Here is a 25258-nt window from a genome sequence, read left to right on the forward strand (position 1 = left end):
CCTTCGCTAAAAACTCCTTCGGAAAAACTCCTAATGACGACCCTGGATACGTCCGGTCTTCATCAGACCGTCGTAGTGGCGCATCAGCAGGTAGCTCTCGATCTGCTTCAGAGTGTCGAGCACCACGCCGACCATGATCAACAGCGATGTTCCGCCGTAGAAGTAGGCGAACGACTGCTGGATGCCGAGGAACTTCATGGCCAGCGCCGGCAGGATTGCCACAATGGCCAGGAAGAACGATCCCGGGAGCGTGATGCGCGTCATGATGGTATCGATGTAGTTCACGGTCTGCTTGCCGGGTTTCACGCCCGGGATAAAGCCACCGTTTCGCTTCATGTCATCGGCCATCATTTGAGGGTTGATGATGATCGCCGTGTAGAAATAGGTGAAGGCGATCACCAGCACTGCCAGCGTAAAGTTGTACCAGAAGCCGGTCATCGAGCTGAAGGCAGCGGCGAAGGCCGTTCCGGAGAACAGCGCGGGGATGAACATCAGCGCCTGGGCAAAGATGATCGGCATGACGTTGGCCGCATTCATCTTCAGGGGGATGTACTGACGCACTCCGCCGTACTGTTTGTTACCGACGATACGCTTGGCATACTGTACAGGGACCTTGCGGACGGCCTGTACCAGGGCTATCGTTGCCATGAAGACAAGGAACAGGAGCACCAGCTCGAGGATCAGCATGATGGCGCTGCCCGAAGCCGTCTGGAAACGGGCGTTGATCTCGGCAAGCAGCGCGTGCGGGAGTTGTGCCACGATACCGATCATGATGATCAGCGAGATACCGTTGCCGATACCCTTGTCAGTGATCTTCTCTCCGAGCCACATGATGAACATGGTGCCGGCGATGAGGATCGTCGTCGCATAGGCAATGAAGCCGAACGTGTTGCCGTAGACGAACGCACCCGGAACCTGGTGATAGAGGTTCGCGATGTAGGCCGGGCCCTGGAGGATCAGCACGCCGATCGTCAGGAAACGGGTCCACTGGTTCATCTTGCGGCGGCCGCTCTCACCCTCCTTCTGCATTTTCTGGAAATACGGAATCATCATACCCATCAGCTGGATGATGATCGAAGCGGTGATGTACGGCATGACTCCGAGTGCAAAGATCGCCGCATTGCCGAATGCGCCGCCGGAGAATACGTTCAACAGACCCAGCAGTCCGTTGCCTTCCAGCTGGCTGGCATACGCCGATCCATCGCCCAGGGCGTTGGGGTTGATACCCGGAATCACGACGAAACTGCCCAAGCGGTATACAAGCAGCAACCCGATCGTGTACAGGACACGTTTGCGGAGCTCCTCGATCTTGTAGATGTTCTTGAGCGTTTCAACTAATTTCTTGTTGGTCGCCAGAAGAGCGATGACCACTATAAAGACGATACCAACAACGAGATACTGGTTCATAATTTTCGGGTTCTAAGGTTCCTACAGTTTTTCAACGCTGCCGCCGGCGGCCGTGATGGCAGCCTCGGCGCTCTTCGAGAAAGCGTGGGCCTTGACGGCGAGGGCTTTCGTAAGGGCGCCGTTCCCGAGGATCTTCACCTTGTCGTTCGACGAGATGAAGCCTGCGGCGATAAGCGTTTCGACCGTAATCTCCGAGAGCTGCTTCTTGGCAGCCAGGTCCTCCAGGGCGCCCAGGTTGATGGCCTTGAACTCCACACGCTTGAGGTTCGTGAAACCGAACTTCGGAAGGCGGCGCTGCAGCGGCATCTGACCGCCCTCGAAACCGAGTTTGCGCGAGTAGCCCGAACGCGACTGCGCACCCTTGTGACCACGGGTGGCGGTTCCGCCGTGACCCGAACCGGCACCGCGACCGATTCGTTTGTCGTGGTGCGTTGAACCCTTTGCAGGTTTGAGATTATTGAGTTCCATGTTGCTTAAAAATCGTTAGCCGTTAAACTTATTGCGCTACGACCTCGACCTTGACGAGGTGTTTCACGCGCTCGATCATCCCCTTGATGATCACCGAGTCGTCGTGCTCGACGCTGGCGTTGATCCGCTTCAGGCCCAGGGCGTCGAGGTTCTTGCACTGACGCTCGGTGGCACCGATGCGGCTTTTGATCTGGGTGATTTTCAATCTTGCCATTTCCTGAAGAATTAACCGTTAAACACCTGGTCCATCGAGATACCGCGCAGGCGGGCGATGCTGGCGGCGTCGCGCAGCTCGCAGAGGGCCCCGATGGTAGCCTTGACGAGGTTGTGGGGGTTCGACGAGCCCTTGCTCTTGGCCAGCACGTTCTTCACGCCCACCGACTCAAGCACGGCACGCATGGCACCTCCGGCAATGATACCCGTACCGGGGGCGGCCGGACGAATCATCACCAGCGAACCGTCGTAACGGAACTCCTGCTTGTGAGGGATCGTACCGTTGATAATGGGGATCTTGATCAGATTTTTCTTGGCATCCTCGACGCCCTTGGCGATGGCGGCCTGCACTTCCGAAGCCTTACCCAGACCGTAACCTACGACGCCATCCTCGTTACCTACGACAACGATGGCCGAGAAGCTGAAGGTACGACCTCCCTTGGTCACCTTCGTAACGCGCTGGATGCTGACGAGACGGTCCTTGAGTTCGAGATCGCTCGTGCGAACTTTCTTTATGTTGGTATTTGCCATGATCGATTAGAATTTAAGACCGCCTTCGCGTGCAGCTTCGGCCAACTGTTTTACTCTTCCGTGATAGAGGTATCCGTTACGGTCGAAAGCCACGGCCGAGATGCCTTTTGCGGCGGCACGTTCGGCTGCGAGTTTGCCGACCAGGGCAGCCACTTCGCACTTGGTTTTACCGGCTGCGGCTGCGGCGACCTCCTTGTCCAGCGACGAGGCCGTAGCGAGGGTAACCCCGGCCTGGTCATCGATAAACTGCACATAGATCTGCTTGTTGCTGCGGAATACAGTCATACGAGGCTGCTCGGGCGTACCGCTGACGATTTTGCGGATACGCATCTTGATCCGCTCTCTTCTTTCTATCTTGTTCAGTGACATAATTTCAGACGATTAACTATTTTGCACCTGCGGACTTACCGGCCTTGCGACGCAGTTGTTCTCCGACGAACTTGATACCCTTGCCCTTGTAGGGTTCCGGCTTGCGCAGCGAGCGCAGTTTGGCAGCGACCTGACCGATGAGCTGCTTGTCGATGGACTTGAGCGTCACGATCGGGTTACCCTTCTTTTCGGTAACGGCCGTAGCGGTCACCTCTTTCGGAAGGAGGAAGTGGGTATCGTGCGAATAGCCGAGGCTCATTTCGAGGACCTGGCCCTTGACTTCGGCCTTGAAGCCGACGCCGACGAGTTCCTGTTTGATTTCGTAGCCCTTCGAGACACCGATGACCATGTTGTTGATCAGGGCCCGGTAGAGGCCGTGAAGCGACCGGTGGCGCGGCTGGTTCGTCGGACGGGTCACGAGCACGGCCGGGATTTCCTTACCGGTGTGGGGATCCGTGTGCGTGCCGACCTCTACCTTGATATCCGAGTCCACCTTCTGACTCAGCGTTCCAAGCGGCCCTTTCACGCTTACCGTATTGTCGGGAGCGACCTCGACGGTTACTCCGGCAGGCAAGTTTACAGGTAATTTACCAATTCTTGACATTGCGTTGATTTTTAATTATTAGTAGATGTAGCACAGCACCTCGCCGCCGACGTTTTCCTTACGTGCCTTGGCGTCGGTCATGATGCCTTTGGAAGTCGAGAGGATGGCGATACCCAGACCGTTCAGGACGCGGGGCATGTCCGAAACCGACGCATAACGGCGAAGACCCGGGCGGCTGACGCGCTTGAGGTCCTTGATGGCGTTGGATTTCGTGGCGGCATCCCACTTCAGCGCGATCTTGATCGAAGGATGGCCCTTCTCATCGGTGTCGAACTTGTAGGCGAGGATGTAGCCCTGCTCGTAGAGGATCTTGGTGATCTCCTGCTTAATTTTTGAACCGGGAGCTTCAACCACCTTGTGGTTGGCTTTCACCGCGTTTCTAATTCTGGTCAGAAAGTCCGCAATAGGATCAGTCATAACGAATAGAAGTTAAAAATTAAAGTTTTTATTTAATAATACTTTGGTTTTCAAAGCGTTGCGCCGATTCTTCAAGACAATTTGCAGAAGCGCCGACGCCTGTTCACCCGCGCATACGAGCGCCCAAAGCGCGCAAATATACGCATTATTTCTCAAACGGCCAAGATGATCGCCTGATTTTTAGCGATTTTCGGGGTCATGCGGAAATACGGAAATGTTAGCACACAACGGTTGCTAACATGACTCCGTACAGAAACTCCCGTAACGACACCCCAAAACCGGTCTCCGACACCCCGCCGGAAGCCGTTCCGGCCTCTTCTCCGACGGGATACCCGATTCCGGCCTCGTGGTCCGAGAAATCTGTAACCCAGTGTCCGACTTTTCGGTACGCCCCACATATCGGGAAGTTACCGCTTGCGGCGGCACTTTCCCCGATACTGTGACGTATCTACGCGGGTCGTACACCCCTATCGGCCCCGGTTCCTCCGCGACTTGCGCCGCACAGGCTCTTCACCTTCCGGATTCCGGAACCACCTTTTATCCCTTTTCAACTCGCGCGGCGGGTTCGAAATCGCGCAGGTTCCGGGATCTCCCCATCCTCTGCTCTCGATCTCTCCTCTCTCGCGGATTCCGGGATCTCCCCATCTTCCGCTCTCGATCTCTCCTCTCTCGCGGATTTCGGGATCTCCCCATCCTCCGCTCTCGATCTTCTCTCTCTCGCGGATTCCAGGATCTCTCCCATCCTCCGCTCTCGATCTCTCCACTCTCGCGGATTCCGGGATCTCTCCCATCCACCCCCCCCCTCGCGGGCTCCGGGACTACCAGCTGGCCTTCGTAACGCCCGGGATCAACCCCTTGGAAGCCATCTCGCGGAACTGAATACGGCTGATGCCGAACAGGCGGATGTATCCTTTGGGACGGCCCGTGATCTTGCAACGGTTGTGCTGGCGGATGGGATTCGAGTTGCGCGGCAGCTTCGACAGGGCCTGCCATGCCTCCTCATGGTCCATTTCGCCGCTCTTCACCTTCGCAGCGATCTCGTCACGCTTGTGCTGATAGCGCTTGGCGAGTTTCGCACGCTTCACCTCGCGGGCTTTCATCGATTCTTTTGCCATAGCTTAGTTCTTTTTAGCGTTCTTGAAAGGAAGTCCGAATTCGCGCAACAGGGCATAGGCCTCTTCGTCGGTCTTGGCCGTGGTCACGAAGGTGATCTCCATACCGAAGATCTTGGTGATCTTGTCGATGTCGATCTCCGGGAAGATGATCTGTTCGGTGATGCCGAGGGTGTAGTTACCCTTGCCGTCGAACTTCTCGTTGATACCCTTGAAGTCGCGGATACGCGGCAGAGCCACGGCGATCAGACGCTCCAGGAACTCGTACATCTTGTTGTCGCGCAGCGTGACACGCACGCCGATAGGCATTCCCTTGCGGAGCTTGAAGTTCGAGATGTCCTTCCGCGAACGGGTCTGCACGGCCTTCTGACCGGCAATCTGGGTCAACTCGGCTTCGGCCACGTCGATGAGTTTCTTGTCGGCAACGGCCTGGCCCATTCCCTGATTAATGACGATCTTGGTGAGCTTCGGGCACTGCATGACGCTCGTGTAACCGAACTCTTTCATAAGGACAGGCTTGATCTGCTCCTTATACTGGGTCTTGAGTGTAGGTACGTAAGCCATTATTTGATCTCCTCCCCTGATTTTTTAGCGTAACGAACTAATTTACCTTTGGAGTCGAGTTTGCGACCGACCTTGGTGGGTTTGCCCGACTTGGGGTCGATGAGCATGAGGTTCGACACATGGATCGGGGCCTCTTTCTCGACGATGCCGCCCTGGGGGTTCTTGGCGTTGGGCTTGGTAGCCTTCTTGCAGAGGTTGACCCCTTCGACGATGGCGCGCTGCTTGGAAACCTCGACCTTCAGGACTTTGCCCTGCTGGCCTTTGGAGTCACCGGCAATGACCTGTACCTGATCCCCTTTCTTAATATGCAATTTCATATCCGACAGAGTTTTTATGATTACAAAACTTCGGGTGCGAGGGAGATGATCTTCATGTACTGGTCACGCAGCTCGCGGGCTACGGGGCCGAAGATGCGGGTTCCGCGCATTTCACCCTGGTTGTTAAGCAGCACCACGGCGTTGTCGTCGAAACGAATGTACGAACCGTTGGCACGTCTGATTTCCTTCGTGGTGCGGACCACGACCGCCTTCGACACGGCACCCTTCTTGACGTCGCCCGAAGGGGTGGCGCTCTTGACAGCTACCACGATTTTGTCGCCGATCGATGCGTAGCGACGCTTCGTACCGCCGAGCACGCGGATGCAGAGAACCTCCTTGGCACCGCTGTTGTCGGCTACTACGAGTCTACTTTCCTGTTGTATCATAACTACTTGGCTCTTTCAATGATTTGTACTAATCTCCAACGCTTCGTCTTGCTGAGCGGGCGGGTCTCCATGATCCGCACGGTATCGCCCTCCTTGCAGGTCTCATCCAGCGATTCGGCGACGAACTTGGTGGTCTTGTTGACGAACTTGCCGTAGATAGGATGCTTGACCTTGCGTGCAACGGCAACCACAATGGTCTTCTCCATCTTGTTGCTGACAACCACACCGATACGCTCTTTTCTAAGATTTCTTTCCATGGTTCTACTTATTTAGCGTTTTTTTGACGCAGAATCGTCAGCATACGAGCTATATCTCTGCGGTTTTTCTTGATGATCGACGGGTTTTCGACGGGGGACACGGCATGCTGCACCTTCAGCTTGGCAAGCTGTACCTTTTCGGTCTCGATGCGCTCCTGCAGGTCCTTGATCGAAATATCCTTGATTTCTGCACTTTTCATGTTGTGTCTCCCTTAAATTGTGGTTTCGACGTAGTCACGCCGTACGATGAACTTGGTAGTGATGGGCAGTTTCTGGGCTCCCAGGCGGAGAGCCTCCTGCGCTACGGCCAGGGGCACCCCTTCGGCCTCGAAGAGAATACGGCCCGGCGTCACGGGGGCTACGAATCCTTCGGGATTACCCTTACCCTTACCCATACGCACCTCGGCGGGCTTCTTCGTAATGGGTTTGTCGGGGAAGATGCGGATCCAGAGCTGACCCTCACGTTTCATATAACGGGTGATGGCCTGACGAGCCGCCTCGATCTGCCGACCGGTGATCCAGGTGGACTCCAGCGCCTTGATTGCGAACGATCCGTATGCAAGTTGGTTACCTCTTTGAGCGAGACCTTTCATACGGCCTTTCTGCATTCTTCTAAATTTGGTCTTTTTCGGCTGTAACATGTTAGTTCTGCTTTAAAAAGGTCCTACTTACTGATTGTTGTTGCGACGGTCGCCCCCGCGGCGTCCACGGCGGTCGCCGCGGCGGTCCCCGCGACGGTCACGACGCTCGCCGCGCTCTCCCGACGGAGCCTGGGCCGAAGCGCTTGCGATTTCGAACAGGTCACGCTTGCCGTAGACGATACCCTGGCAGATCCACACCTTGACACCGAGGATACCCACTTTCGTGAGGGCTTCGGTCAGGCAGTAGTCAATATCTGCGCGGAAGGTATGCAGCGGAATACGTCCCTCCTTGACGGTTTCGGTACGGGCCATTTCGGCTCCGCCCACACGGCCGGCAACCTGGACCTTGATACCTTCGGCGCCCATGCGCATGGTCGAAGCGACGGCGGTCTTCACGGCGCGGCGGAACGAGACACGGCCCTCCAGCTGGCGGGCGATGTTCTGGCCCACGATCACGGCGTCGACCTCGGGACGCTTCACTTCGAAGATGTTGATCTGGATCTCCTTGCCGGTGAGCTTCTTGAGCTCCTCCTTCAGTTTGTCGACCTCCTGGCCGCCCTTGCCGATGATGATACCCGGGCGGGCCGTCGAGATCGTAACCGTCACGAGTTTGAGCGTACGCTCGATGATGATCTTCGAGATCGACGCCTTGGCCAGACGGACGTTCAGGTACTTGCGGATCTTGGCGTCTTCCACGAGCTTGTCGGAGAAGTCCTTGCCGCCGAACCAGTTGGAATCCCAACCGCGGATGATCCCAAGACGATTTGCTATCGGATTAACTTTCTGTCCCATCTGTTTTACTTGTTTTCTACGGTTACCATTTTGTCAACAACGATCGTTACGTGGTTCGAACGCTTGCGGATCCGGTGAGCGCGGCCCCGGGGGGCAGCCTGGATACGCTTGAGCATACGGCCACCGTCTACGAATACCTCCTTGACGCAGAGTTTCGTATCTTCGAGACGCTCGTTTTCGTTCTTGGCCTCCCAGTTGGCGATAGCCGACTTGAGGAGTTTCTCCATGCGGATCGAGGCCTCCTTCTTGGAATAACGCAGGATGCCCAGCGCCTTGTTGATCTCCACACCGCGGATGATGTCGGCCACCAGGCGCATCTTGCGGGGCGAGGTCGGGCAGTCACGCATGATGGCGATTGCCTTCTGCTTCTTTTCGGCCTTCAGTTTTTCGGCCATATTTGCTTTTCTTGCACCCATTTTCTACCTATTTTTTCTTGTTACCGGCATGACCGCGGAAGTTGCGGGTGGGAGCGAACTCCCCGAGTTTGTGTCCTACCATGTTCTCAGTCACGTAGACCGGAATGAATTTGTTTCCGTTGTGGACAGCGATCGTCTGGCCGACGAAGTCGGGAGAGATCATGCTTGCACGCGACCATGTCTTGATTACCGACTTCTTGTTTCCCTCGGCCTGGGCTACGACCTTAGCCTCAAGTTTGGGGTCGATAAACGGTCCTTTTTTCAGTGAACGACTCATTATGTACTCTTTTTAATTATTTTTTCTTCTTGGAAATAATGAACTTCGAGGTCGTCTTCTTGGGATTACGGGTCTTGTAACCCTTGGCAAGCAGACCCTTGCGCGAACGGGGGTGACCACCCGAAGCACGGCCTTCGCCACCACCCATCGGGTGATCGACGGGGTTCATGACGACACCGCGGTTGCGGGGACGGCGGCCGAGCCAACGCTCACGACCGGCCTTGCCCGACTGCTCGAGGCTGTGGTCGAGGTTCGAAACCACGCCTACCGTTGCGCGGCAAGTTACGAGTACCATACGAGTCTCGCCCGAAGGCAGCTTGATGATGGCGAATTTGCCCTCACGAGCCAGCAGCTGGGCGTAGGAACCGGCCGAACGGGCCATTGCGGCGCCCTGACCGGGGTAGAGTTCGATGTTGTGGATGACGGTTCCCAGGGGGATCTCGCTCAGGAAAAGCGTGTTGCCGACCTCCGGAGCGACGCCTGCGCCGCTCATGACGGTCTGACCCACCTGAAGTCCGTTGGGTGCGATGATGTAGCTCTTCTCACCGTCGGCGTAGACCAGCAGGGCGATACGTGCCGTGCGGTTCGGGTCGTACTCGATCGATTTTACAGTTGCAGCGATGCCGTCCTTCGTGCGTTTGAAGTCGACGTTACGATACATCTGCTTGTGGCCGCCGCCGATGTAGCGGACGGTCATCTTACCGGCGTTGTTACGGCCGCCCGTGCTCTTTTTGGGGCTGAGGAGCGACTTCTCCGGCGTCGACTTGGTGATCTCGTCGAACGTGCCGATAATCTTATGTCTCGTACCTGCGGTTACAGGTTTAAATTTTCTTACTGCCATCTTCGTTAGATATTACTGTAAAAATCGATCTTGTCTCCATCCTTCAAGGTGACGATCGCCTTCTTGAAGTTGTTCGCGCGACCTTCGAGCAGCCCGGCCTTCGTATAGCGGCTCTTGAGTTTGCCCATGTAGTTCACGGTGTTGACATCCGTCACCACGACGTTGTACATCTGCTCGACGGCATTGCGGATTTGCAGTTTGTTAGCCCTCACGTCAACGATAAAACCGTAGCGATTCAACTTTTCGCCCTGAATCGTCATTTTCTCGGTCAAAACGGGCTTAATAATAATGTTCATTGTAACTTGCGTTTTTAAGCTAACATCGTGTTCAATACATTCTCGGCGCCCTCGACCATGACGATTGCCGAAGCGTTCATCACATCGTACGTGCAGACGTTCTGTGCGAGCACGGGCTTCACGTAGGGAAGGTTGCGGCACGAGAGCTGCAGGTTGACGTTCGATTCGGGCAGGACGAGCAGCACCTTCTTGTCGTCGACCTTCAGGGCCTGGGCCAGGGCGGCTACCGACTTGGTCTTGGGGGCATCCAGCGAGATGGCCTCCACGACGCTGATCACGCCGGCCTGTGCCTTGTAGGTGAGCGCGCTGCGGCGGGCGAGCTGCTTGAGCTTCTTGTTGAGTTTGAAGCTGTAGTCGCGGGGCTGGGGACCGAATACGCGGCCGCCGCCCGGGAAGAGGGGCGAAAGGATGCTGCCGCAACGGGCACCGCCGGTACCCTTCTGACGCTTCAACTTGCGCGTCGAGCCGGCAACTTCGTTACGCTGCTTTGCCTTGTGCGTACCCTGACGCTGATCGGCCAGGTACTGCTTCACGTCGAGATAGATGGCGTGGTCATTAGCCTCCACGCCGAAAACGGCATCCGAAAGGACTACCTTGCGACCCGTTTCTTGACCCTGGGTGTTCAATACAGCTAATTCCATACTACTTCTCAATCGTTAAATAAGCACCTTTGGCTCCCGGAATCGAACCCTTCACGAGGATGAGGTTGCTCTCGGGAATCACTTTCAAAACTTTCAGGTTCAGCACCTTAACCTGCTCGCCGCCCATTTGTCCGGGGAGACGTTTCCCCTTGAACACGCGCGAAGGATAGGACGAAGCGCCCAGCGAACCGGGTTTGCGCTGACGGTTGTGCTGGCCGTGGGTCTGGCCGCCGACGCCGCCGAAGCCGTGGCGTTTCACAACGCCCTGGAAGCCTCTACCTTTCGAGATCCCGGTCACGTCGACCCAGTCTTCCTCCGAGAAGAGATCTACGGTCAGCGTGTCGCCGAGTGCCACTTCGGGCATCCCCTTGAACTCCGCCAACTTGCGTTTCGGGGTCGTGCCGGCTTTCTTGAAGTGACCTAACAAACTGCTGGTGGTGTGCTTTTCACTTTTCTCGTCATAGGCAATCTGAACCGCCTCGTAAGCATCCTTCTCGACGGTTTTGATTTGCGTAACAACGCACGGACCAGCCTCAATGACAGTGCATGGTATATTCTTACCCTCGGCACTGTAAACGGAAGTCATTCCGATTTTCTTTCCAATAAGTCCTGACATTTGTTGTCAATTGTTTGTTATAAATGTGTAAAGTGAAGTTTTCTTCCAACCAAGGGTCTCCGCGGAGGCCATTTTCGGGAGGGTATCCGACCGGCCCGAATGCCGGCCGGATACCTCCGAAACGGTTTGGTGCAGGGATCGTCCGGTCCGGATCTCAGCGTGCGGGTCCTCTTTCAAGCCCTGACCGCACCTGAAAGGGGATTCTCTCGCTCCCTCTCTCTCGCCCCCTCTTCCGGCCTTCTTCCGGCCTTCTTCCAGCCTTCTCTTCCGGCCTTCTTCCAGCCTTCCGACCTTCTCCGTCCGGCCCCCCTCCTCGGCCTTACGGCCGCAGGATCAGACCTTGATCTCGACCTCGACGCCCGAAGGAAGTTCGAGTTTCATCAGCGCGTCGATCGTCTTGGGGGTCGACGAGTAGATGTCGAGGATCCGCTTGAAGGTGCAGAGCTGGAACTGCTCGCGGGCCTTCTTGTTGACGAACGTCGAGCGGTTGACCGTAAAAATCTGCTTGTGCGTGGGCAGGGGCACCGGGCCGCTGACAACGGCTCCCGTACTCTTCACGGTCTTGACGATCTTTTCGGCCGACTTGTCGACCAGATTGTGATCGAACGACTTTAACTTGATTCTAATCTTCTGATTCATATCGCGTTTTCTTATTCTAAATCCTTACGTTTACCGCTTGCTTTCTCGATGATCTCCTTGGCGAGGTTTGCAGGTACCTCCTCGAAGTGCGAGAACTCCATCGACGAAGTTGCACGACCCGACGAGATAGTACGCAGCACGGTGACATAGCCGAACATCTCGGCCAGCGGCACCTTGGCCTTCACCACGCGGGCGGTACCCTTGGTCTCCATACCGGTGATCTGACCGCGGCGTTTGTTCAGGTCGCCGATGATGTCGCCCATGTTCTCCTCGGGGGTAACGACCTCCACGGACATCACGGGTTCGAGGATCACCGAACCGGCCTTCGGAGCGGCGTTGCGGTAACCGTTGCGGGCAGCGATTTCGAACGACAGCTGGTCGGAGTCGACGGGGTGGAACGAACCGTCAAGCAGCGTGATCTTCATCGAGTCCATCGGGTATCCGGCGAGGGCACCGTTGGCCATGGCCGACTCGAAGCCCTTCTGAACCGAGGGGATGAACTCCTTGGGGATATTTCCGCCCTTGACCTGATCGACGAACTCCAGGCCCATCTTGCCGTCGTCGGCGGGACCGATTTCGAAGATGATGTCGGCGAACTTACCGCGACCTCCGGTCTGCTTCTTGAATACCTCACGGTGCTGAACCGTCTTGGTGAGCGACTCCTTGTAGTTGACCTGGGGAGCGCCCTGGTTGATCTCGACGCCGAACTCGCGGCGCAGACGGTCGACGATGATGTCGAGGTGCAACTCGCCCATACCGCTGATGACGGTCTGACCCGAATCCTCGTCGGTATGGACCGTAAAGGTGGGGTCCTCCTCGGCCAGCTTCGCCAGAGCGATGCCCAGCTTGTCGAGGTCCTTCTGGGTCTTGGGCTCAACGGCCAGGCCGATCACCGGCTCGGGGAAGGTCATCTGCTCCAGGACGATCGGGGCGTTCTCGGCGCAGAGCGTATCGCCCGTGCGGATCTCCTTGAAACCTACGGCAGCGCAGATGTCTCCGGCACCGACGGTCTCCAGCGGATTCTGCTTGTTGGCGTGCATCTGGTAGATACGGCTGATGCGCTCGCGCTTGCCGCTGCGGGCGTTGAGCACGTAGGAACCGGCATCGAGCTTGCCCGAGTAGACGCGGACGAAAGCCAGACGCCCTACGAAGGGGTCGGTAGCGATCTTGAAGGCCAGGCCGCAGAAGGGATCCTCCTCCGTAGCGTGGCGCACCTCTTCCTGGTCGGTCTTGGGGTTGATACCCGTCACGGCGGGCACGTCCAGCGGCGAGGGCAGGAAGGCCATCACATAGTCGAGCAGCTTCTGCACGCCCTTGTTGTGGAACGACGAGCCGCAGAGCATCGGCACGAGCTGCATGGAGATCGTAGCCTTGCGGATAGCGGCGAGCAGTTCGTCGGGGGTGATCGAATCGGGGTCCTCGAAGAACTTCTCCATCAACGCGTCATCGGTGGAGGCAACCTCCTCGATGAGTTTGGCACGCCACTCGGCAGCCTCGGCCTTCATCGACTCGGGGATCTCGCGGATCTCGAAGTTGTCGCGGACGGTCTTGTCGTCGAAGTAGTAGATCGCGTTATTATATATAAGGTCTACCAGCCCCTCGAACTTGTCCTCGGCACCGATCGGCAGAACGACCGGAAGGGCCGTAGCTCCGAAGTGCTCCTTGATCTGGGCGCACACCGAGAGGAAGTCGGCACCCGTGCGGTCCATCTTGTTGACGTAACCGATACGGGGGACGTTGTACTTGTCGGCCTGACGCCATACGGTCTCCGACTGGGGCTCGACGCCGCCGACGGCACAGAACGTGGCGATTGCACCGTCCAGGACGCGCAGCGAGCGCTCCACCTCGACCGTAAAGTCGACGTGTCCCGGGGTGTCGATCAGGTTGATCTGGTACTGATGACCTTTGTACTGCCAGAAGGCAGTCGTTGCGGCCGAGGTGATGGTGATACCGCGCTCCTGTTCCTGGACCATCCAGTCCATGGTGGCGCCGCCCTCGTGCACCTCGCCGATCTTGTGGGTTTTACCCGTATAGAAAAGAATTCGCTCGGACGTAGTGGTCTTACCGGCATCGATGTGGGCCATGATACCGATATTTCGAGTATAATGTAAGTCTCTGGTTGCCATCTTTCGGTCCTGTGTTTAGAATCTGAAGTGAGCGAATGCCTTGTTGGCCTCGGCCATGCGGTGCATCTCCTCCTTGCGTTTGAAGGCGGCACCTTGCTGGTTGTAGGCGTCTACGATTTCAGCAGCGAGCTTGTCAGCCATGGTTTTGCCGGCGCGCTTGCGCGAATAGAGGACAAGGTTTTTCATGGAAATAGAAATCTTGCGCTCCGGACGAACCTCCATAGGAACCTGGAACGTTGCGCCTCCGATACGCTTCGATTTCACTTCGACTTGGGGCGTGATGTTCTCCAGGGCCTGTTTCCAGATTTCCAGCGGAGATTTATCAGCATCCTTCATCTTCTTGCCGACGATTTCCAGCGAGTCGTAGAAAATCGTGTAGGCAATACTCTTCTTACCATCCAGCATAAGGTTGTTCACGAAACGGGTCACGGCCACGTCTCCGAACTTCGGATCCGGAAGTAGAATTCGCTTTCTTGGCTTAGCTTTTCTCATTGCTATTTACTGTCTAAAAAAATGTTTCTCGGGTGAGTTTCGGGTTATTTGCCTGCCTTGGGGCGCTTGGCACCGTACTTGGAACGACGCTGGCGACGGCCGTCGACACCTGCGGAGTCGAGGGCACCGCGCACGAGGTGGTAACGAACACCGGGGAGGTCCTTGACACGACCGCCACGAACCAGAACGATGGAGTGCTCCTGGAGGTTGTGGCCTTCTCCGGGGATGTAGGCGTTGACCTCCTTGCCGTTGGTCAGGCGCACACGAGCCACCTTACGCATAGCCGAGTTAGGCTTCTTGGGGGTCGTGGTGTACACACGGGTGCAGACGCCACGGCGCTGGGGACAAGCGGCCAGGGCGGGGGACTTGGATTTGTCCTCCATAGCGACGCGGCCGTTTCTCACTAACTGTTGAATAGTTGGCATTGTAAAACTGTCCTTTAATTTGTTTAAAAATCTATTTCCATTGTCCAAAATGGACTGCAAAGGTACGCATTTTTTTGGAAATACAATATATAAGCCCATCTTTTTTGGCCTTTTTTCAGGAATTTGCGCCTTTTGCAATTCTTTTTACTGATCGTTTTTATAAAACTATATGAAATTACTTATATATATTCCCGTAATCCCCTGTTCATCATCCGCTTATACGCTGCGCGCGAAATCCCGTGAACAGAGCCCGGCAAACCGGGGAAATCACACGCCATCCGCATCCAAACCGCCGGAAATCTTGCAGAATCCAGCCGAAAAACCTATATTTGTCAACAACAAACACTCCGACACATCCGCAAAGAAAACCCTAATAGCTCAACTTCATGAAAAACACAATCTTACTGCTATCCCTGGCCGTGCTGGCCACAGGGTGCGACAGGGGGGGGGAGACGCTGACCCTCAACCCGTAACGTTCGAAAACACGGTTTTCGAAAACTATTGTGTGAGCCAGTACGACGCCAACGGCGACGGAGTGCTCACGACCGACGAAGCCGCCTCGGTGAAAGAGTTGACCCTCGACGCCAACACGGACAAAACACTCTCGGGCCTCAACTCGCTGGCCGGAATCGAGTATTTCACCGGACTGGAGGTGCTCTCCTGTACCATGTGCGATTTCACATCGATCGATTTGAGCCGCAATACCCGCCTGCAGAGTTTGAGTTTGATGTACGGGAAACTGGAATCGCTCGACGTGAGCCAGCTTTCCGAACTGGAGACCCTCAACTGCAACAACAACGCTCTGACTTCAATCGACCTGTCCCACAACCCGGCGCTGCGATTCCTCTACGTACAGGGCAACCAGCTCACGGCACTCGACGTAAGCCATAATCCGGAGCTCGAATACCTCTATGTCAGCATGATACCGAACTTCACCAACCTGATCGAGACCCTCGACGTGACGAAAAATCCGAAACTCACGCAACTCTACGCCATCAATATGACCTCTCTGAAGGAGTTGCGCATGTTGCAGGCCCACAAGGACGCCAACATCTTGATGTCGGTCCCCGAAACGACCCAGATCATTTACGAATAGTCCGAATCCCGGCCCGCTCTCCGCATAACGGTCCGGGAACGGAAATACGAGACGCAGCCTGACGGGGCTGCGCCTCTTTTTTACGATCAGCAGCCTTCCGGCTGCGGGCGTCCCTCCCCTGCCGCACCCGCAGCCGGGAGCCCGCCAACGGGATTCCGACGACACGGCCTTTTCCGGGCCGTGTCGTTTTTCCGCCCCTTCCGAAGAGCCGCCCGGCCCTCGGGCCATACAAAGAATCCCCGAAAAGGGTTCAATCTGAAAAACTTTTCGTATTTTTGCCTGCAAAATCGAAAAACAATCAAAATCAGATATGGAGTACAATTTCAAGGAGATCGAGCCGAAGTGGCAGCAGCGTTGGCGCGAACGGAAGACCTACAAGGTCGAGACGGACCCCTCGCGTCCGAAATTCTATGTCCTGGACATGTTTCCCTACCCGTCGGGGGCGGGGCTTCACGTCGGCCACCCGCTGGGCTACATCGCCTCGGACATCTATTCGCGCTACAAGCGGCTCAAGGGCTTCAACGTCCTGCACCCGATGGGTTACGACGCCTTCGGGCTTCCGGCCGAGCAGTATGCCATCCAGACGGGTCAGCACCCGGCCGTGACGACCGAACAGAACATCGACCGCTACCGCGAGCAGCTGGACAAGATCGGTTTTTCGTTCGACTGGGACCGCGAGGTGCGCACGTGCGACCCCGCCTATTACAAGTGGACGCAGTGGGCCTTCCTCGAAATGTTCTCCCACTACTATGACAACCACCGGCAGCAGGCGCGGCCCATCGAGGAGTTGCAGGCCGCCTTTGCGAAATCGGGCACCGAAGGGATCGACGCAGCCTGCACCCAGGAGCTTCACTTCACGGCCGACGAGTGGAACTCGTGGGATGAGAAGCGCCGCGAACAGGTGCTGCAGAACTACCGCCTGGCGTTCCGCGCCGACACGATGGTCAACTGGTGTCCGAAACTCGGAACGGTGCTGGCCAACGACGAGGTGCACGACGGGCTTTCGGTGCGCGGCGGCTATCCGGTCGAGCAGAAGCGCATGAAGCAGTGGCTGCTGCGCGTGACGGCCTATGCCCAGAGGATGCTGGACGGGCTCGACAAGCTGCAGTGGAGCGACTCGCTGAAGGAGATCCAGCGCAACTGGATCGGCCGTTCGGAAGGCGCCCAGGTCTTCTTCGACATCCAGGGCTCCGAGAAAAAGCTGGAGATCTTCACGACGCGTCCCGACACAATCTTCGGCGTGACGTTCATGGTCATCGCCCCCGAGCACGAGTGGGTCGACGAGCTGACGACCCCGGAAAACCGGGCCGCCGTCGAAGAATACATCCAGCAGACGAAGAAGCGCTCGGAGCGCGACCGCATCGCCGACACGAAGCGCGTGAGCGGCGTGGCGACGGGCTCCTGTGCCATCAATCCCTTCACTGGCAAGGCGATTCCGATCTACATTTCGGACTACGTACTGGCGGGTTACGGAACGGGGGCCATCATGGCCGTTCCGGCGCACGACTCGCGCGACTACGCCTTTGCGCGCCACTTCGGGCTGGAGATCATCCCGGTGGTCGAGGGCGGCGACCTTTCGAAGGAGTCCTATGACGCCAAATCGGGCAAAGTAATCAACTCGGATTTCCTCAACGGCATGGATGTAAAGGAGGCGATCCGGGTGATGTTCGACGAAGTCGAGCGACGCGGATTGGGCAAGAGGCTCGTGAACTACCGTCTCCGGGACGCCATTTTCTCGCGCCAGCGCTACTGGGGCGAGCCCTTCCCGATCTACTACAAGGACGACACGGCCTACCCGCTGCCGATGGACAAGCTCCCGCTGGAGCTGCCTCCGATCGAGAATTTCGGACCCACGGAGCAGGGTGAACCGCCCCTGGCCCGCGTGAAGGGGTGGCAGACGCCCGAAGGCTATCCCTACGAACTGTCGACCATGCCCGGATTCGCCGGATCGTCGGCCTACTACCTGCGCTACATGGACCCGCACAACGACCGGGCGCTCGTGAGCCGCGAGGCCGATGAGTACTGGCGCAGCGTCGACCTCTACGTCGGCGGCATCGAGCACGCCACGGGCCACCTGATGTACTCGCGGTTCTGGAACATGTTCCTCTACGATCTGGGCTACGTCTGCGAGGAGGAGCCCTTCAAGAAGCTCGTCAACCAGGGCATGATTCAGGGGCGTTCGAACTTCGTCTACCGGGTCGTAGGAACGAACAAGTTCGTCTCGCTCGGGCTGCGCGACCGGTATGAGACGCAGGAGATCCACGTCGACGTGAACATCGTGAAGAACGACCTGCTCGACCTCGACGCCTTCCGGGCGTGGCGTCCGGAGTTCCACGACGCGGAGTTCATCCTCGAAGATGGCAAGTACGTCTGCGGCTGGGCCATCGAAAAGATGTCGAAGTCGATGTACAACGTCGTGAACCCCGACTACATCGTCGAGACCTACGGCGCCGACACGCTGCGCATGTACGAGATGTTCCTCGGGCCGCTGGAACAGTCCAAACCGTGGGACACGAACGGCATCGACGGCGTGCACAAGTTCCTGCGGCGCTTCTGGCGGCTCTTCTATGACCGCGACGGGCGTTTCTGCGTCACGGACGAGAAGGCCACCGAGAAGGAGTTGCGCACGCTGCACAAAACGATCAAGAAGGTGACCGAAGATATCGAAAACTTCTCGTTCAACACCTCGGTGGCCGCCTTCATGATCTGCCTCAACGAGTTGGGCGACTGCTCGAAACGCGAAGTGCTCGAACCGCTGACGGTGCTGATCGCCCCCTTTGCGCCGCACATTGCCGAGGAGCTGTGGGAGGCCCTGGGCAAGGGCGGCTCGGTATGCGACGCGCAGTATCCGGTTTACGACGAGAAGCACCTCGTGCAGAATTCGTTCGAGTATCCGGTTTCGGTCAACGGCAAACTGCGCTTCAAGAAGGAGTACGCCACGTCGATGACCCCGGCGGAGATTCAGACGGATGTCGTCACGGCTCCCGAGGCGCAGAAGTGGATCGAAGGCAAAACCCCGAAGAAGGTGATCGTCGTCCCGGGCAAGATTATAAATATCGTGATTTGAATCCGGGGGGGGGTGACGGTCGGTTGAGAAGGTTCCGACCGCCGCCACCCGCCGCCTGCGGCGCCGTATTCAAATCTGACCCACCCCCGCCTCAGGCAGGGGCTTTATGGAGGCCGTTTTCGGGGAGTCCGGAACGTTGAATTACCCGGAAGCGGGAGCCGCAACGCCAAATTCACATTCTCCGGAAGCAACACGGGAACCCGAACCTCTCGAAAACCTCAAAACCAATACATAACCCCACATATCCCGAAAAACTGCCCAACATGAACCGAACCATTCTATTCACCGCCTTTTTTCTGCTTATGACCACCACCGTATCGGCACAGGACTATGGACAGGCTGCCACGGTCCGCATCTGGGACAACGCCACGGCGCCCCATAGCAACGGCATCACCTCGCCCGAACAGGAACCGGAACCCTACCGGATTGCCAACACCTCGACGGCGGAACTCTTCCTCTATCCGGCCGATACGACCCGGACGCCCGGTACGGGGCTGGGAGTGGTGATCTGCCCCGGCGGGGGCTATGCCCGCCTGGCCATCGACCACGAGGGATTCCAGGTAGCGCAATGGCTGGCAGCGAACGGCATTACGGCTGCCGTCCTGAAATACCGGATGCCGAACGGACATCCGGAGGTCCCGCTCGAAGATGCCGAACAGGCGCTGCGGATGCTGCGGGGCGATGTCCCGGGCGCCGAAATCTGCCGCTGCGCCAAGGTGGGGATCATGGGGTTCTCGGCCGGAGGCCATCTGGCGGCCTATGCCTCGACGATGGGCTCGGCCAAGCCCGACTTTTCGATCCTCTTCTACCCGGTCATCACGGCAAACCCGGGGCATCAGGGATCGTTCAACAACCTGATCGGTGCAGAAAACCGCACGGCGGAGAACGACGCCCGCTACTCGCTGGAGAATCAGGTGACGGCACAGACGCCCCCGGCCCTGCTGCTGCTTTCGGACGACGACAAGTCGGTGCCTCCGGTGAGCAGCACCCGCTACTACAACGCACTGAAGGATAAGGGGATCGCAGCCTCGATGCACATCTACCCGACGGGGGGCCACGGCTGGGGATTTCGTGACAATTTCCGCTACAAGGCCCGGTGGCAGGAGGCCCTGCTCGACTGGCTGGAACGTTTCCGGCAGGAGTAGCTTCCGAGCCTGCAACCGTACCACACGGCGGGCCGCTCCGCAAGGGCGTGCCCGCCGTGTGATTTTTGACCGGGGCCTTGCCGTTTCCCGATTATTCCGTATCTTTGTTCCCAAAATACAACATTCATGGCAGACAACACCATACTGACCCGTCTCGACGGGCTGAAGCTCAAGTACGAGGAGATCGGGCAGAAGCTCACAGACCCCGAAGTGATCGCCGACGTCAAGCAGTTCGTGCAGCTCAACAAGGAGTACAAGGAGCTCGAACCCATCATCGAGACCTCGGAGCGCTACCGCACGGCCCTCGCGAACCTCGCCGAGGCCAAGGACACCTACGCCAACGACAAGGACGAGGAGATGCGCGAAATGGCGCGTGAAATGATCACCGAACTGGAACCCCAGATCGCACAACTGGAGGAGGAGATCAAACTGCTGCTGATCCCCAAGGACCCGCAGGATTCGAAGAACGCCATCGTGGAGATCCGCGGCGGTACGGGCGGCGACGAGGCCGCGATCTTCGCCGGAGACCTCCTGCGCATGTACACCAAGTACATCGAGTCGAAGGGCTGGAAATACGAAATCACCTCCTCGTCCGAGGGTGCCGCAGGCGGCTACAAGGAGGTCGTCATGAAGGTTACCGGGCAGAACGTCTACGGAACGCTCAAGTACGAGTCGGGCGTGCACCGCGTGCAGCGCGTGCCGCAGACCGAAACCCAGGGCCGCGTCCACACCTCGGCCGCATCGGTTGCGGTGCTGCCCGAAGCCGAGGAGTTCGATGTCGAGATCTCGATGAACGACATCCGCAAGGATATCTTCTGCGCCTCGGGACCCGGCGGGCAGTCGGTCAACACGACCTATTCGGCCATCCGCCTTACGCACATCCCCACAGGTATCGTCGTGCAGTGCCAGGACCAGAAGTCGCAGCTGAAGAACTTCGACAAGGCCTTCGAGGAGCTCCGCACGCGGGTCTTCAACCTCGAATACTCGAAATACCTCGACGAAATCGCCTCGAAACGCAAGACGATGGTCTCGACGGGCGACCGCTCGGCCAAGATCCGCACCTACAACTACCCGCAGGGGCGCATCACCGACCACCGCATCAACTACACGATCTACAACCTCGCGGCCTTCATGGACGGCGACATCCAGGACTGCATCGACCACCTGATCGTCGCGGAAAATGCCGAGCGCCTGAAGGAGAGCGAACTCTGATCCCGCCCGGCGGGCAATATTCCGGGGCGCAGGGACGTTTTACAGGAAATTTCCGGTATGATGAAACGACTGACCATGCTGCTGTTGCTGGCGGGCGTGCTCGTTGCGGGCACGGCCGGAGCTGCCGTGCCGAAACCCCGGCCGCTCTACATCGTCAACGGCAAGGTGATGGATGAGATCCAGCAAATCCCGCCCGAAGAGATCGAACGGGTCGAGACGCTTCCGGCCGACGAGGAGACCATCGCCCGCTACGGAGAACGCGCCGCGCACGGCGTGATCCTCATCACGCTGCGCTACGACGAACCGGCCTCGTTCCCGGCCGATACGACCTTCGGAAGCTACATCGCCCGGCAGGTCCGCTGGGAAGACAACGATCCCGTTGCGCGGGTTGTCCTGCGCTATACGGTCACACCGGAGGGCATCGTCCGGATCGACGAAACGCTGGAATCCACAGACAACCGGCTCAAACGCCGGGTCCTGAAAGCCGTGGAGGAGTCCCCGCGCTGGCAGCCGGCCCTGAAGAACGGGCGCCCGATCTCCAGCGAAGGGGTCCTGAGCATCCAGCTGCCCGAAGGACGGCGGATGCCGCGGCAGGTGGAGCTGGTCTACCGCTGACGGAGGGGGGGGGCATTTCACCTATCCATCACCTTAAAAACCGGATACTTATGAAGACCAACTCCTTTGCAGCCTGGACCGTGGCAGTCCGCCCCTACAGCCTGGGCAATGCCGTCATCCTGATCCTTGTGGGGTCAGCCCTCGCCTGGACCGACGGATCGTTCCACTGGCTTCCGGCCCTGCTGTGCCTCGTGTTCGCCTTGCTGATGCAGTGCACGGCCAACCTGGTCAACGACCTGTGGGACTTCCTCAAGGGCGCCGACCAACCCGACCGGCTGGGGCCCGACCGCGCCTTCGCCAAGGGGTATATCACCCTCAACGCCATGAAGGCCGGAATTGCCGCCTTCACCGTCGCGGCATGCGCCGCCGGAATCGGCATCCTCGGCTGGGCCCTGCGCCACGACATGCTGGCCTGGGGCGGCTGGGAACTCGTCGCCGTCGGTGCCGCCTGCATCCTCTTCGCCTACTTCTACACCGCGGGACCGTGGCCCCTGGCCTATCACGGACTGGGTGACGTGGCCGTCATCCTCTTCTTCGGCCTCGTACCCGTCGGGGTTACCTACTACGTCCAGACCGGCATGTGGAACTGGGAGACGATCGTCACGGCCCTGGCCTGCGGACTGGTGATCGACACCATGCTCATGGTCAACAACTTCCGCGACCGCGAGGAGGATGCCCGCTGCGGAAAACGCACCGTGGTCGTCTGCCTCGGAGCGAAATTCGGAAGCTGGAGCTACTTCGGGCTCGGAGCCGCCGCCGCGGTGCTGTGCCTGTCGCTGCTGGCCGGAGGCCGCACCTGGGCCGCGCTGCTGCCGCTCCTCTACCTCGCAGGGCACATCGCCACCTGGCGCAAGATGGTCCGCATCGACCACGGCGACCAACTCAACATCTGTCTCGGCGAGACGGCCCGGAACATCATGCTCTTCGGGGCGCTCCTGACAATTGGAATTCTGCTCGGCTGATGGCTGAAAATCCACATATTACCCTGCGGGAACTCCAGCGCCGCGTGAAGTCGGTGCTCGAAGGCTCCTTCGCCCTGCCCCTCTGGGTGAGTGCCGAGATCTCCGACATCAAGGTCAACTACTCGGGCCACTGCTATCTGGAACTCGTCGAAAAGGCCGAAAAGGGTGGCGACAACGGAGTCCCAACGGCCCAGGCCCGCGCCGTAATCTGGAAATCACACTTTCCCCGCATCGCCGCATATTTCGAGGCCGAAACAGGCCAGCGGCTCGCCCCGGGGTTGAAGATCCTGGCCAAAGTACTGGTCTCGTACCACGAATTGTACGGTTTCTCGCTGCAGATCACCGACGTGGACCCTTCGTTCACGCTGGGCGATCTGGAGCGTCAGCGACAGCAAACCATTGCGCAGCTGCAGCAGGACGGTGTCTGGGAGATGAACCGCGGAGTGCCGATGCCGACGGTCGTGCAGCGCGTGGCCGTCGTGTCGAGCGCCCAGGCCGCCGGGTATCAGGACTTCTGCAAGGAGCTGGCAAAGAGCCCCTACCGGTTCGAGGTGGAGCTCTTCGACGCCTTCATGCAGGGCGAGGCGGCCGAAGGGTCGATCATCGATGCCCTGTGCCGTGTGGCCGACCGGCTGGAGGAGTTCGACGCCGTGGTGATCATCCGCGGCGGCGGCTCGCGCAGCGACCTGAACTGTTTCAACGCCTACCGCATCTGCTCCTACGTGGCCCAGTTCCCCCTGCCGGTCATCACCGGCATCGGGCACGACAAGGATACGAGCGTCGCCGATATGGTGGCCCATACCGCCCTGAAGACCCCGACGGCCGTGGCCGGATGGCTCGTCGAACGGATGGACCGCATCTGCGGGTGGCTCGACGCCGCCGCGCTGCAGTTGCACGACGGCGTGCTGCGCCTGTCCCGCACGCAGCAGGTGCGGCTCGAAGAGCTGGCGGGCGACGTGCGGCACCTTTCGCTCGGGCTGCTCCGGCAGCGCGGACTTGAGTTGGGGAGTCGCGAGGAGGTTTTCCGGCAGGCCGTCGGGAGTTTCCTCCGTCAGCAGAGGCAGCAGCTTGCCGCAACGGGCGAACTGGTCGAGAGCCGTTCGCCGCGGCACATCCTTCGCATGGGATTTGCCGTGGTGCGCAGCGGCGACCGGGCCGTAACGTCGGTCCGGCAAGTGGCGGCCGGCGAACGGCTCACGATCAATGTCGCCGACGGGCGCTTCTCCGCCGAGGTAAAGGCCGAAAAGAGATCCGAAAAATAATACAAACCCAGAGCCGGGTCGGCCCGGCCCCAAAGATTATGGCAAAGAAACAACAGCAGGAACCGAGTTACACCGAGGCGATTGCCGAGATCGAACGCATTCTCGGCCGCTTCCGCAGCGAAGAGATGGATGTGGACAGCCTCGCCGCCGAAGTCCGGCGCGCCACGGAACTCATCGCCGTCTGCAAGGCCAAACTCCAAAAGGCCGAAGAGGAGGTGAACAAAATTCTCGAAGCATGAAAAGGCTGATTCGCTGGGCCCTGAACCACATCCCGCGGCCCGTGCTGCAGCGCATGGCCTCATGGACCGTGCCCGTCATGGGATTGTTCTACCGCGGGCGCGGCGTGGAGTGTCCCCTCTGCGGTTCGAAATACCGGAAATTCCTCCCCTACGGGTATGTGCGGTCGCGCGCCAACGCCCTCTGTCCGAAGTGTCTGTCGCTGGAGCGCCACCGGCTGCTGTGGCTCTATCTGACACGCGAAACCGATCTGTTGACCGCCTTCCCGCGCACGCTGCACATTGCTCCCGAGGTGTGTATCATGCGTCACCTGAAGTCCCACTTCAAGTCCCGGCCCGGGCAGTACCTGACGGCCGATCTGGAAAGCCCGCTGGCCGACCTCCATTTCGACGTGCAGCAGATTCCGCTGGAGGACAACTCCGTGGATGTCGTGCTCTGCAACCACATCCTCGAACACGTCGCCGATGACCGCAAGGCGCTGCGCGAGTTGCACCGCATCCTCAAACCCGGCGGCTGGGGAATCCTCCTCTCACCCGTCGACCGCGACTACGAGCAGACCTTCGAGGACGATTCGATCGTCGATCCCGACGAACGCACCCGCATCTTCGGGCAATACGACCACCGGCGCATCTACGGGCAGGATTACATCGACCGCCTGCGCGAAGCGGGTTTCGAGGCCGCCGACATCGACTACGCCGCCGCGCTCCCCGAAGCGGAGCGGCTCCGCTACGCCCTCCCCGAAGACCATATCTACGTGGTGTACAAATACTGACGTCGCGACCTCCGCACGAAAAAGCCTCCCCGCACCCGCAAGG

The 25258-nt window shown here is 58.5% G+C and carries 35 protein-coding genes; 9 read left to right on the forward strand and 26 right to left on the reverse strand.

Annotated elements, in window-relative coordinates; translation table 11 throughout:
* Positions 1 to 30 precede the first annotated feature (30 nt).
* The 26 genes from secY to rpsL form a co-directional block, all read right to left on the reverse strand.
* A complete protein-coding gene (secY, locus tag ABGT65_RS03905) occupies positions 31 to 1407 on the reverse strand; it encodes a preprotein translocase subunit SecY (RefSeq protein WP_346699880.1) in 1377 nt (458 codons plus the stop codon).
* A 21-nt stretch (positions 1408 to 1428) separates the two neighbouring features.
* Positions 1429 to 1875 (reverse strand): 50S ribosomal protein L15, encoded by a 447-nt coding sequence (gene rplO / locus ABGT65_RS03910; RefSeq protein WP_087263400.1) that lies wholly within the window; start codon positions 1873 to 1875, stop codon positions 1429 to 1431.
* Between the two features lie 28 nt (positions 1876 to 1903).
* A complete protein-coding gene (rpmD, locus tag ABGT65_RS03915) occupies positions 1904 to 2089 on the reverse strand; it encodes a 50S ribosomal protein L30 (protein ID WP_087311265.1) in 186 nt (61 codons plus the stop codon).
* 11 nt (positions 2090 to 2100) lie between these two features.
* Positions 2101 to 2619, reverse strand: coding sequence for a 30S ribosomal protein S5 (rpsE, locus tag ABGT65_RS03920; RefSeq protein ID WP_346699883.1), 519 nt, complete (start codon positions 2617 to 2619; stop codon positions 2101 to 2103).
* A 6-nt stretch (positions 2620 to 2625) separates the two neighbouring features.
* Entirely contained in the window at positions 2626 to 2988 is a 363-nt protein-coding gene (gene rplR / locus ABGT65_RS03925) for a 50S ribosomal protein L18 (RefSeq protein WP_346699885.1), read from the reverse strand.
* A 16-nt stretch (positions 2989 to 3004) separates the two neighbouring features.
* Positions 3005 to 3592, reverse strand: coding sequence for a 50S ribosomal protein L6 (gene rplF / locus ABGT65_RS03930; protein WP_087263396.1), 588 nt, complete (start codon positions 3590 to 3592; stop codon positions 3005 to 3007).
* An 18-nt stretch (positions 3593 to 3610) separates the two neighbouring features.
* The gene (rpsH, locus tag ABGT65_RS03935; RefSeq protein ID WP_346699888.1) at positions 3611 to 4009 is read right to left on the reverse strand and encodes a 30S ribosomal protein S8; all 399 of its coding nucleotides are present in this window, start codon (positions 4007 to 4009) and stop codon (positions 3611 to 3613) included.
* Between the two features lie 467 nt (positions 4010 to 4476).
* Positions 4477 to 4773, reverse strand: a complete 297-nt coding sequence (locus ABGT65_RS03940) for a hypothetical protein (protein WP_346699890.1) — start codon at positions 4771 to 4773, stop codon at positions 4477 to 4479.
* Positions 4774 to 4827: 54 nt separating this feature from the next.
* Complete coding sequence (rpsN, locus tag ABGT65_RS03945) at positions 4828 to 5124, reverse strand: 30S ribosomal protein S14 (protein ID WP_162612048.1); 297 nt, start codon at positions 5122 to 5124, stop codon at positions 4828 to 4830.
* 3 nt (positions 5125 to 5127) lie between these two features.
* Entirely contained in the window at positions 5128 to 5685 is a 558-nt protein-coding gene (gene rplE, locus ABGT65_RS03950) for a 50S ribosomal protein L5 (RefSeq protein WP_346699892.1), read from the reverse strand.
* A complete protein-coding gene (gene rplX, locus ABGT65_RS03955; RefSeq protein WP_346699893.1) occupies positions 5685 to 6002 on the reverse strand; it encodes a 50S ribosomal protein L24 in 318 nt (105 codons plus the stop codon). The genes rplE and rplX overlap by 1 nt, the downstream gene beginning before the upstream one ends.
* Before the next feature lie 20 nt (positions 6003 to 6022).
* Positions 6023 to 6388 carry a 50S ribosomal protein L14 gene (gene rplN / locus ABGT65_RS03960; RefSeq protein WP_018696462.1) on the reverse strand — a complete coding sequence of 122 codons (366 nt, stop codon included), beginning with the start codon at positions 6386 to 6388 and terminating at the stop codon, positions 6023 to 6025.
* 2 nt (positions 6389 to 6390) lie between these two features.
* A complete protein-coding gene (gene rpsQ / locus ABGT65_RS03965) occupies positions 6391 to 6645 on the reverse strand; it encodes a 30S ribosomal protein S17 (RefSeq protein WP_009597655.1) in 255 nt (84 codons plus the stop codon).
* An 8-nt stretch (positions 6646 to 6653) separates the two neighbouring features.
* Complete coding sequence (rpmC, locus tag ABGT65_RS03970; RefSeq protein ID WP_346699895.1) at positions 6654 to 6845, reverse strand: 50S ribosomal protein L29; 192 nt, start codon at positions 6843 to 6845, stop codon at positions 6654 to 6656.
* A gap of 12 nt (positions 6846 to 6857) precedes the next feature.
* Positions 6858 to 7286 (reverse strand): 50S ribosomal protein L16, encoded by a 429-nt coding sequence (gene rplP, locus ABGT65_RS03975; protein WP_087263390.1) that lies wholly within the window; start codon positions 7284 to 7286, stop codon positions 6858 to 6860.
* A gap of 27 nt (positions 7287 to 7313) precedes the next feature.
* Positions 7314 to 8078, reverse strand: coding sequence for a 30S ribosomal protein S3 (gene rpsC / locus ABGT65_RS03980; RefSeq protein WP_346699897.1), 765 nt, complete (start codon positions 8076 to 8078; stop codon positions 7314 to 7316).
* A gap of 5 nt (positions 8079 to 8083) precedes the next feature.
* Positions 8084 to 8494: a 50S ribosomal protein L22 gene (gene rplV / locus ABGT65_RS03985; protein WP_346699899.1), complete on the reverse strand. Its 411-nt coding sequence runs from the start codon at positions 8492 to 8494 to the stop codon at positions 8084 to 8086.
* Between the two features lie 7 nt (positions 8495 to 8501).
* The gene (gene rpsS, locus ABGT65_RS03990; protein ID WP_009597568.1) at positions 8502 to 8771 is read right to left on the reverse strand and encodes a 30S ribosomal protein S19; all 270 of its coding nucleotides are present in this window, start codon (positions 8769 to 8771) and stop codon (positions 8502 to 8504) included.
* 16 nt (positions 8772 to 8787) lie between these two features.
* On the reverse strand, positions 8788 to 9612 hold the full coding sequence (gene rplB, locus ABGT65_RS03995) for a 50S ribosomal protein L2 (protein ID WP_346699902.1): 825 nt from the start codon (positions 9610 to 9612) through the stop codon (positions 8788 to 8790).
* Positions 9613 to 9617: 5 nt separating this feature from the next.
* The gene (gene rplW / locus ABGT65_RS04000) at positions 9618 to 9908 is read right to left on the reverse strand and encodes a 50S ribosomal protein L23 (RefSeq protein ID WP_087263386.1); all 291 of its coding nucleotides are present in this window, start codon (positions 9906 to 9908) and stop codon (positions 9618 to 9620) included.
* 14 nt (positions 9909 to 9922) lie between these two features.
* The gene (rplD, locus tag ABGT65_RS04005; protein WP_346699903.1) at positions 9923 to 10549 is read right to left on the reverse strand and encodes a 50S ribosomal protein L4; all 627 of its coding nucleotides are present in this window, start codon (positions 10547 to 10549) and stop codon (positions 9923 to 9925) included.
* 1 nt (position 10550) lies between these two features.
* Positions 10551 to 11165: a 50S ribosomal protein L3 gene (gene rplC, locus ABGT65_RS04010; protein WP_346699905.1), complete on the reverse strand. Its 615-nt coding sequence runs from the start codon at positions 11163 to 11165 to the stop codon at positions 10551 to 10553.
* Between the two features lie 333 nt (positions 11166 to 11498).
* On the reverse strand, positions 11499 to 11804 hold the full coding sequence (gene rpsJ, locus ABGT65_RS04015; RefSeq protein WP_004329464.1) for a 30S ribosomal protein S10: 306 nt from the start codon (positions 11802 to 11804) through the stop codon (positions 11499 to 11501).
* An 11-nt stretch (positions 11805 to 11815) separates the two neighbouring features.
* Positions 11816 to 13930: an elongation factor G gene (gene fusA, locus ABGT65_RS04020; RefSeq protein ID WP_346699906.1), complete on the reverse strand. Its 2115-nt coding sequence runs from the start codon at positions 13928 to 13930 to the stop codon at positions 11816 to 11818.
* A 15-nt stretch (positions 13931 to 13945) separates the two neighbouring features.
* A complete protein-coding gene (rpsG, locus tag ABGT65_RS04025) occupies positions 13946 to 14422 on the reverse strand; it encodes a 30S ribosomal protein S7 (RefSeq protein ID WP_346699908.1) in 477 nt (158 codons plus the stop codon).
* Between the two features lie 44 nt (positions 14423 to 14466).
* Complete coding sequence (gene rpsL / locus ABGT65_RS04030) at positions 14467 to 14847, reverse strand: 30S ribosomal protein S12 (RefSeq protein WP_346703051.1); 381 nt, start codon at positions 14845 to 14847, stop codon at positions 14467 to 14469.
* A gap of 505 nt (positions 14848 to 15352) precedes the next feature.
* Here rpsL and ABGT65_RS04035 point away from each other — a divergent pair.
* The 9 genes from ABGT65_RS04035 to ABGT65_RS04075 all read left to right on the forward strand — a co-directional run bounded on the left by ABGT65_RS04035 (position 15353) and on the right by ABGT65_RS04075 (position 25215).
* On the forward strand, positions 15353 to 15943 hold the full coding sequence (locus tag ABGT65_RS04035) for a leucine-rich repeat domain-containing protein (RefSeq protein ID WP_346699910.1): 591 nt from the start codon (positions 15353 to 15355) through the stop codon (positions 15941 to 15943).
* A gap of 310 nt (positions 15944 to 16253) precedes the next feature.
* Positions 16254 to 19010: a leucine--tRNA ligase gene (gene leuS / locus ABGT65_RS04040; RefSeq protein ID WP_346699912.1), complete on the forward strand. Its 2757-nt coding sequence runs from the start codon at positions 16254 to 16256 to the stop codon at positions 19008 to 19010.
* A gap of 302 nt (positions 19011 to 19312) precedes the next feature.
* Complete coding sequence (locus ABGT65_RS04045) at positions 19313 to 20155, forward strand: alpha/beta hydrolase (RefSeq protein WP_346703052.1); 843 nt, start codon at positions 19313 to 19315, stop codon at positions 20153 to 20155.
* Between the two features lie 126 nt (positions 20156 to 20281).
* Entirely contained in the window at positions 20282 to 21367 is a 1086-nt protein-coding gene (gene prfA, locus ABGT65_RS04050; protein WP_346699914.1) for a peptide chain release factor 1, read from the forward strand.
* A 60-nt stretch (positions 21368 to 21427) separates the two neighbouring features.
* Entirely contained in the window at positions 21428 to 21982 is a 555-nt protein-coding gene (locus tag ABGT65_RS04055) for an energy transducer TonB (RefSeq protein ID WP_346699915.1), read from the forward strand.
* 50 nt (positions 21983 to 22032) lie between these two features.
* Positions 22033 to 22944: a 1,4-dihydroxy-2-naphthoate octaprenyltransferase gene (gene menA, locus ABGT65_RS04060; RefSeq protein WP_346699917.1), complete on the forward strand. Its 912-nt coding sequence runs from the start codon at positions 22033 to 22035 to the stop codon at positions 22942 to 22944.
* The gene (gene xseA / locus ABGT65_RS04065) at positions 22944 to 24206 is read left to right on the forward strand and encodes an exodeoxyribonuclease VII large subunit (RefSeq protein ID WP_346699919.1); all 1263 of its coding nucleotides are present in this window, start codon (positions 22944 to 22946) and stop codon (positions 24204 to 24206) included. The genes menA and xseA overlap by 1 nt, the downstream gene beginning before the upstream one ends.
* A gap of 38 nt (positions 24207 to 24244) precedes the next feature.
* The gene (gene xseB, locus ABGT65_RS04070) at positions 24245 to 24445 is read left to right on the forward strand and encodes an exodeoxyribonuclease VII small subunit (RefSeq protein ID WP_346699920.1); all 201 of its coding nucleotides are present in this window, start codon (positions 24245 to 24247) and stop codon (positions 24443 to 24445) included.
* Positions 24442 to 25215 carry a methyltransferase domain-containing protein gene (locus ABGT65_RS04075; protein WP_346699921.1) on the forward strand — a complete coding sequence of 258 codons (774 nt, stop codon included), beginning with the start codon at positions 24442 to 24444 and terminating at the stop codon, positions 25213 to 25215. Before xseB ends, ABGT65_RS04075 begins: the two co-directional genes overlap by 4 nt.
* The last annotated feature ends 43 nt before the right edge of the window (positions 25216 to 25258 follow it).

This window comes from uncultured Alistipes sp. (assembly GCF_963931675.1).
In the GTDB taxonomy this organism is placed as follows: Bacteria; Bacteroidota; Bacteroidia; order Bacteroidales; family Rikenellaceae; genus Alistipes.